Source organism: Mesorhizobium sp. M1A.F.Ca.IN.022.07.1.1 (assembly GCF_003997575.1).
Classification (GTDB): domain Bacteria; phylum Pseudomonadota; class Alphaproteobacteria; order Rhizobiales; family Rhizobiaceae; genus Mesorhizobium.
The window spans coordinates 1-7,313 of sequence record NZ_RZST01000299.1 but is presented as its reverse complement, the minus strand read 5'-3'; the positions used below and the strand labels follow the sequence as shown (position 1 = coordinate 7,313).

General features: G+C 63.7%; 8 protein-coding genes. 6 read left to right on the top strand and 2 right to left on the bottom strand.

Annotation, left to right across the window (positions count from 1 at the left end; genetic code table 11):
* Together EOA75_RS25595 and EOA75_RS25590 are read left to right on the top strand one after the other, a co-directional pair.
* Positions 1-365 (top strand): substrate-binding domain-containing protein (locus tag EOA75_RS25595; RefSeq protein WP_164747556.1); only part of this gene is annotated, 365 nt, incomplete at its 5' end.
* A gap of 170 nt (positions 366-535) precedes the next feature.
* Complete coding sequence (locus EOA75_RS25590) at positions 536-1,303, top strand: FadR/GntR family transcriptional regulator (protein WP_127325459.1); 768 nt, start codon at positions 536-538, stop codon at positions 1,301-1,303.
* An 18-nt stretch (positions 1,304-1,321) separates the two neighbouring features.
* On the opposite strand, the gene EOA75_RS25585 is transcribed toward EOA75_RS25590, so the two are convergent.
* Positions 1,322-2,389, bottom strand: a complete 1,068-nt coding sequence (locus tag EOA75_RS25585) for an NAD(P)-dependent oxidoreductase (RefSeq protein ID WP_348628682.1) — start codon at positions 2,387-2,389, stop codon at positions 1,322-1,324.
* Positions 2,390-2,415: 26 nt separating this feature from the next.
* Here EOA75_RS25585 and EOA75_RS25580 point away from each other — a divergent pair, with 26 nt between their 5' ends.
* Both EOA75_RS25580 and EOA75_RS25575 read left to right on the top strand, forming a co-directional pair.
* A complete protein-coding gene (locus EOA75_RS25580) occupies positions 2,416-3,312 on the top strand; it encodes an NAD(P)-dependent oxidoreductase (RefSeq protein ID WP_095783976.1) in 897 nt (298 codons plus the stop codon).
* Positions 3,313-3,413: 101 nt separating this feature from the next.
* Positions 3,414-4,190: a FadR/GntR family transcriptional regulator gene (locus tag EOA75_RS25575; RefSeq protein ID WP_127325457.1), complete on the top strand. Its 777-nt coding sequence runs from the start codon at positions 3,414-3,416 to the stop codon at positions 4,188-4,190.
* Between the two features lie 46 nt (positions 4,191-4,236).
* Here EOA75_RS25575 and EOA75_RS25570 read toward each other — a convergent pair whose 3' ends face one another.
* Positions 4,237-4,524, bottom strand: a complete 288-nt coding sequence (locus EOA75_RS25570; RefSeq protein ID WP_067328896.1) for a DUF3175 domain-containing protein — start codon at positions 4,522-4,524, stop codon at positions 4,237-4,239.
* Between the two features lie 193 nt (positions 4,525-4,717).
* Here EOA75_RS25570 and EOA75_RS25565 point away from each other — a divergent pair, with 193 nt between their 5' ends.
* Both EOA75_RS25565 and EOA75_RS25560 read left to right on the top strand, forming a co-directional pair.
* Positions 4,718-5,950, top strand: a complete 1,233-nt coding sequence (locus EOA75_RS25565) for an MFS transporter (protein WP_127325456.1) — start codon at positions 4,718-4,720, stop codon at positions 5,948-5,950.
* 235 nt (positions 5,951-6,185) lie between these two features.
* Positions 6,186-7,268 carry a substrate-binding domain-containing protein gene (locus EOA75_RS25560; RefSeq protein ID WP_095829447.1) on the top strand — a complete coding sequence of 361 codons (1,083 nt, stop codon included), beginning with the start codon at positions 6,186-6,188 and terminating at the stop codon, positions 7,266-7,268.
* The last annotated feature ends 45 nt before the right edge of the window (positions 7,269-7,313 follow it).

The following is a 7,313-nucleotide window of genomic DNA, read 5'->3' as shown; positions in this document are numbered from 1 at the left end:
CCAAGGGCGTGCAGGCGATGACCGACATCCTGGCCGCCAATCCGAAGCTCGACGCTTTCGGCATCATGGGCGGCTGGCCGCTGTTCGGCGCTCCGCAGCCCTATCGCGACCTGTTCAAGCCGATGGCCGACAAGATCGCCAAGAACGAGTTCGTCATCGGCGCCGCCGACACGATCGGCGACGAGGTGGCTATCGCCAGGGAGGGCCTTGTGACCGCACTGGTCGGCCAGCGGCCGTTCGAAATGGGCTACAAGGCGCCGTCGGTGATGCTCGACCTCATCCAGGGCAAGAAGGTCGACGATCCGGTCTTCACCGGCCTCGACGAATGCACCAAGGATACGGTCGACACCTGCATCCAGAAGTAGGCTTCGATCCCCGGGGCGCCCTTCGAAGGGCGCCCCTCCACCTTTCGCCAGGACTATGGGCGCGGCCTTGCCGGGGCGGCGGAGCCAAGAGTTTTTGCGCCAGAATTTTCTTATCCGGCAGAGTTTTTGCGGGCGTCTTGGAGCCCGCGACAGGAGGCACCGGAAGGCGGATGCCACGGGAAAAGTTTGGAAAGCGCTTAGCCGAGCCTGCACAGCCGGCCACCATACGACGACCCGAGGCGACGCGGATCGCCGGCCTCAGCGTGCACGCATCGCTCGCCGGCGAGATCGGCCTCAGGATCGTGCGCGGCGACTATCCGCCCGGAACTGTCCTGCCCAACGAAGCCAAATGGTCGGAAACCTTCAATGTCAGCCGCTCGGCGGTGCGCGAGGCCATCAAGATGCTGATGGCCAAGAGCCTGCTCGCGTCCCGCCCCAAGATCGGCAGTTGGGTCGAGCCGAGGGAGCGCTGGAACCTGCTCGACCGCGACGTGCTCGCCTGGTACGCGACCTCCCCTGACCGCGAGGTGTTTCTCAGAACGGTGCAGGAGTTCCGCCATATCATCGAGCCTGAGGCGGCCGCCTTCGCGGCGCTGCGGCGCTCCGACGAGCAGATGGTCGAAATCAGCCAGGCGTGCCGCGAGATGGGAGAGGCGGCGCATATCCAGGAGCGCACGCGCGCCGATACGCGATTCCATCTCGCCATCCTGCGCGCCTCCGGCAATGAACTGCTGGTGCCGCTTGGCGTGCTGATAGAATCGGCGCTCGATCATCTCTTCGTCTTCGTCACGCGCGAGCACAGCGACCAGCGGCGGGCCCAGTCCCTGCACGAGGCGATCGAGCGGAACATCCGCCTGCAGCGCCCGGCCGCGGCGAGAAGCGCGGTGCACAGGCTTCTCGCCAATACCGACGAGGTGATCGAGCTCTCGAGACGCTGACAGGCTTGGCCGCGGCTTTCAGATCGTCTGCTTTTTGCCGTCCTTCGACGGCATCAGGTCGACGCCGTTGAGCTTGCCGATATGGGTGGCCAGCATCGGCACATACTGCTCGGCCGGCCCCGCCGCGAAGGCGGTCGCGAACGAATTCTTGGTGGCGTTGCCAAGCGGATTGGCGATGCCGGCAGCGCCGGCCATCGATTCCAGATAGGTCAAATCCTTGAAGGCATTGGCGATGGAGAATTTGTGGGCGTCGCGGTCGCCTTCCAGCGTCCAGCGCATGAAGGTCTGGTAGAAGCCGCAATCCATGCGGCCGTTGCGGATCACGCTGTCGAAGCGGGGCGGCGAGATGCCGACCTTCTGCGCCAGCGCCAAGGCTTCCGAATAGATCGCCGCGTAGCCGAGCGAGATGAAGTTGTTGAGCAGCTTCATGCGGTGGCCGTCGCCGGTGTCACCGATATGGACGATGCGGCCGGCCCAGGTTTCGATCACCGGCTTCAACCGTGCGAACACCGCGTCGGGCGCGCCGACCATGGCGTCGAGCGTGCCTTCCCAGGCCTCCTTCGGCGTGCGACTGAGCGGCGCGTCGACATAGTCGACGCCGAGCGCCCTGAGTTCGGCTGCCAGCGCGACGGTGGAGACGGGGTCGGATGTCGAGCAATCCACGACCACGCAGCCTTGCTTCAGACCTTCCTTCAGCCCGCCGGGGCCGCGGATGATCGCCTCGACCTCACGCGAGCCGGTGACGCAGATGAAGACGATGTCGGAGGCCGCTGCCACTTCTTTGGACGTGGCCACTTCCTTTGCGCCGCGGCCGAGCAGGTCATCCGCCGGCTTGCGGTTCTTGCGGCCGAGGAAGGTGAGCGGATAGCCCTTGTAGACGATGTTCTTGGCGATGCCATGCCCCATCAGGCCGAGGCCGATGAAACCGATGTTTTCGCGGGCAGCGGTGGTGGTCATGTCGTTTCGTCCCTGTCTTTCCTGATGGTCGGCGCGGCGCGACCGGCCGGCGAGCTTTGCTGGAGAAGGTTTTCGCGGATCGCGGTTGGCAGGCCGTTGCTGAATGCCATATTGTCTGACAATACACACAATCCTTGAGAAATGTGGAGAGCAAAATGACGAAGCGGATCATGTTCACCGGCGGCAGCGGCAAGGCCGGCCGCCATGTCGTGCAGTATCTGGTTGAGCATGGCTGCCAGGTGCTCAACATCGACACCAAGCCGCTCGACAACCCGAAGGTGCGCACGCTGATCACCGACATTACCGACAGCGGCCAGGTGTTCAACGCGCTGTCGAGCTATGCCGGGCTGCATGAATTCGATCCATCGCTGCGCGCACAGCCGGTCGACGCCGTGGTGCATTTTGCCGCCATCCCGCGGATCATGATCACCCCGGACAACGAGGTGTTCCGCATCAACGCGATGGGCACCTACAACGTCATCGAAGCGGCGGTGAAACTCGGCATCCGCAAGGTGATCATCGCCTCCAGCGAGACGACCTACGGCCTGGTCTTCGCCAACGAGCCGCGCAACCCGACGCATTTCCCGCTCGACGAGGACTATGACGTCGATCCGATGGACAGCTACGCCCTGTCCAAGATCGTCAACGAAAAGACAGCGCGCGCCTTCGCGCTGCGCAGCGGTTTCGACATCTATGCGCTGCGCATCGGCAACGTCATCGAGCCGCATGAATATGCGCTGTTCCCGAAATGGTTTGCCGATCCCGGTTTCCGCAAGCGCATTGCCTGGAGCTATATCGACGCCCGCGATCTCGGCCAGATCGCCTTGCGCGCCATCGAGAAGGATGGGCTGGGCTACCAGGTGTTCAACGCTGCCAATGACGAGACCTCGTCCGATCTGCCGACGGCAGAGCTCCTGAAGCGTTTCTATCCAGGCGTGCCGGTGAAAGCCGAACTCGGTGAATTCGAGACGCTGCTGTCCAACCGCAAGGCGCGGGACGTGCTCGGCTTCCGCCCCGAACACAGCTGGCGCAAATACGTCAAAACAGCGTGAGGGCCGACAAACATAGGTTGAGCTGTGCACAGCGCGGCGTCTGGCGGCAAAGCCGGCCTTGCCGCGCTTGACAGCTTCTGAAAACCGGACTTTCTGGGCATATGCGGGACGCAAAGCCGAACAACGAAAAAAGGCCGACGAAAGCGGCATCCGCCGAGCGTATGGCTGGCGTTCGCCGGCCGGACGCGCCGCGCATCCCTGGCGCCAGCGTGCACACCTCGCTGGCCAGCGAAATCGGCCTTCGGATCGTGCGCGGCGACTACCCGCCGGGCACCATCCTGCCCAACGAAGCCAAATGGTCGGAGACTTTCGACGTCAGCCGCTCGGCGGTGCGCGAGGCGATCAAGATGCTGATGGCCAAGAGCCTTCTGGCATCACGTCCGAAGATCGGCAGCTGGGTTGAGCCGAAGGAGCGCTGGAATCTGCTCGACCGCGACGTGCTCTCCTGGTACGCGACGTCGCCGGATCGCGAGGTGTTCCTGAAGACGGTGCAGGAATTCCGCCACATCATCGAGCCCGAGGCGACGGCTTTTGCCGCAATGCGGCGCACCGATGAGCAGATGGCCGAGATCAGCCAGGCCTGCCGCGAGATGGGCGAGGCGACCAATTTGCAGGAGCGGACGCGCGCCGACACCCGCTTCCACCTGGCCATTCTCCGGGCCTCCGGCAACGATCTCCTAGTGCCCCTGGGCGTCCTGATCGAATCCGCCTTCAATCATCTCTTCGCCTATACGACACGCGAGCTGGACGATCTGCAGCACGCCCAGAAACTGCACGAAGCGATCGAGAGGAACATCCGGCTGCGGCGGCCGGATGCGGCGCGCAACGCCGTGCGCAAGCTGCTCGCGAATACCGACGACGTCATCCGCTCGCGCTAAGGCCTACCGATACCCGGGTGAGGGCCGGTCCGACCTCGACAAGTCCTTAGTCTTCCTTCTCGCGCCCGAAAGCGACGCGCAACTCGTCCTTGGCCTTTTCCAGAACTCGCTTGCGCTTCTCCGGCAGGTTCCTGCCGGCGCGGTTGATGTAGAAATTCAGCATCGACATCGCCGACCGGAACGGCTCCGCCTTGCGGCGATGGCTGTGCTCAGCCGAGCGCTTCAGCGAGATGGCGATCCTCTTGGCATCGTCGGATTCGAAAATGTGCTCCTCGAGATCCAGCGCATCGCTGTGCGCGGTCACTTCGGCCGACCATTTTTTCCTGGCGGTCATGGCGAACCTCCTTCCTGGGGCACAACTCCCCTTGGGCACAACGCTCTCTTGGGGCAAAAACTCTGGGCGGCATGGCCGGTTCCCGATTTCTGGAGCCACGGATTTGTCCCTTGTGGCGCTGCTCGGCACCGGGAATGCGCCGATACTTGGGGTGGAAACCGCCCGATCACCAACAAGCGCGGACAGGAAAGGTGTGACGAGAACCGTCTCCAGCCGGGCAGATGGCCCCAGCATCGACAGCGCCTATGCATGGATACGGCTCGGCGTCTCGATGCTTTTGTCGACGATCGGCGGCGCCGGCATGTGGGCGGTGGTCGTCGTTCTGCCCGCCGTGCAGGCCGAATTCGGCGTCGACAGGGCCGCGGCTTCAATGCCTTATACCGCGACCATGGTCGGCTTCGCCGCCGGCAATATGCTGGTCGGACGCGCCATCGACCGCATGGGTTACTGGATCCCGGCGCTCGTCTCTGCGATTGCGCTCGGCGCGGGCTTCCTGCTCGCCTCGCTGACCAGCTCGATCCTTGCGTTCACCCTTGTCCAGGGGCTTCTGATCGGACTCGGCACATCGGCGATCTTCGGCCCGTTGATCGCCGACATCTCGCACTGGTTCAACCGGCGCCGCGGCGTCGCGGTGACCGCGGCCGCATCCGGCAGCTATCTTGCCGGAGCAGTCTGGCCGACGGTGATGCCCTATGTCATGCAAGGCGAAGGCTGGCGGTTCACCTATGCCGCGATCGGCATCTTCTGCCTCGCCACCATGGTGCCGCTGGTGCTGATGCTGCGCCGCGGCGCGCCGCGCGAAGCTACCCATGGCTCGCCGGGAAGCCGGCCGACGCAGCCAATCTCGCTGTCGCCGGCGGCGTTGCAGATGCTGCTGGTGATTGCCGGCTTCGGCTGCTGCATGGCGATGTCGATGCCGCAAGTGCATATCGTCGCCTATTGCATGGATCTCGGCTACGGCGTCGCGCGCGGCGCCGACATGTTGTCGATCATGCTGGCGGCGGGCGTTGTCAGCCGCATTGGCTCAGGTTTCCTCGCCGATCGCATCGGCGCGGTGAAAACCTTGATCATCGGCTCGGCGCTGCAATGCCTGTCGCTGCTGTTCTATATTCCCTTCGACGGGCTGGCCTCGCTGTATGTGGTGTCGCTGGTGTTCGGCCTCTCGCAAGGCGGCATCGTTCCCTGCTATGCGATCATCGTGCGCGACTACATGCCGGCCAAGGAAGCCGGCCAGCGCGTCGGCATCGTCCTGATGGCGACGATCTTCGGCATGGCCGTCGGCGGCTGGATGTCGGGCTGGATCTACGATCTAACCGGCTCCTATGCCGCCGCCTTCCTCAACGGCATCGCCTGGAACCTGGTCAATCTCGCGGCGATTTTGCTGCTTATGTGGAAGGCGAGGCGAGGCGCGGAAGCGCCGGCCTGATTTCCGCCGGCAACCCTGGCCATTGCAAGCTTGTCTACCGGCGCAAAGGTGGGGTCAGGTGATACTCGTCCGTGCACTTTCGTATGGCGTCGCGCCCGAATACTGGGTGCAGCAGGCTATTTACTTGGAAAGGCTTTGGGCGGAATATTGCGAAAGTGGGAGGAAGCAGTCGGAAAATCTCCTGAATAAATGCGCTCGAACGGCTTCCGCCCGTTGAATGCAAGGGAGGATAATCATGAGACGTACTTTCCCGCTCGCGGCATCCGCCGCGGCGTTGTTGCTCGGCGTGCCCTCCGCCTTCGCGCAGTCCGGCGGCGTCGAGAAAGCAGTCGGCGGCTACAGCTTCGAGGAAGCCGCAAAGGAAGCCCCCACCACCAAGGATTTCCATTCGGCCGATGGCCATCTCACCTTCGCCATCGTCACACATACGGCCGGCAACGGCTTCTTCGATCCGGTCTATGTCGGCGCAACCGCCGCCGGCAATCTGATCGGCGCCAAGATACTGCTGCTCGGCTCGGAATCTCCGACCGACGACCCGGCCCGCGAGATCGAAATCCTGAATCAGATCGTGCAGGATCCGACGATCGACGGGCTGATCATGACAACGCCCCAGGTCGGCGCCTACAACGACATCGTCAAGGCTGCCGCGGCCAAGGGCATACCGGTAGCAACGACCAATTCCTTCGACGGCACGATCCTCGACCGCAGCGGCATCAGCCACACCGGTCAGGACGCCTCCGCCGCGGCGATCGCCGGCGAGGCACTCGTCAAGTGCCTGGCGGACAAGGGTATCGAGAAGGGTTCGATCGTTCTGCCGTCATCGACCGCGATGGGCAACATCGAGGTGAACAATCGCGTCACCTCGGCCTTCAACGCGATCGTTAAAGGCCTGAGGGACGCCGGCAAGCTCGAGGCCTTCAAGGTCGACGCAGGTCCCGAGAACACCGGCATCGACACCAATCCGAACGATCCGGTGAACGGCATCGTGACGCTGTTCGAGTCGCGAGGTGACGTTGTCGGCGCCTTCGCCGGCAACAACGTGTTCACGCCTGCGCTGGCCAAGGCCGTCGCCCAAACCGGAAAGACCGGCAAGATCTGCGCCTATGGGTTCGACCTCGGTCCGGCGCAGCAGGATGCGTTGAAGAGCGGCGACCTGACCGGCGCGCTCGGGCAGCAGCCCTTCCTGCAGGGCTTCTATCCGGTCATGCAACTCTATCTGCAGATCGATCGCGGCATCGCGGCCGCCAATCTCGACACGCGCGCCCAACTCGTGACGCAAGAGACCGTTGGAAAGGTCGGCAAGCGTTTCGAGAACTGAATGTCAAAGCGACACTGAACTGGCGCGGGAGAACTGGTATCCTCC

What these genes read in the sequence shown, in the direction of transcription:
- EOA75_RS25590 (WP_127325459.1), top strand. Translation starts at nt 536, where the DNA reads ATGCCACGGGAAAAGTTTGGAAAGCGCTTAGCCGAGCCTGCACAGCCG.
- EOA75_RS25580 (WP_095783976.1), top strand. Translation starts at nt 2,416, where the DNA reads ATGACGAAGCGGATCATGTTCACCGGCGGCAGCGGCAAGGCCGGCCGC.
- EOA75_RS25575 (WP_127325457.1), top strand. Translation starts at nt 3,414, where the DNA reads ATGCGGGACGCAAAGCCGAACAACGAAAAAAGGCCGACGAAAGCGGCA.
- EOA75_RS25570 (WP_067328896.1), bottom strand. Translation starts at nt 4,524, where the DNA reads ATGACCGCCAGGAAAAAATGGTCGGCCGAAGTGACCGCGCACAGCGAT.
- EOA75_RS25560 (WP_095829447.1), top strand. Translation starts at nt 6,186, where the DNA reads ATGAGACGTACTTTCCCGCTCGCGGCATCCGCCGCGGCGTTGTTGCTC.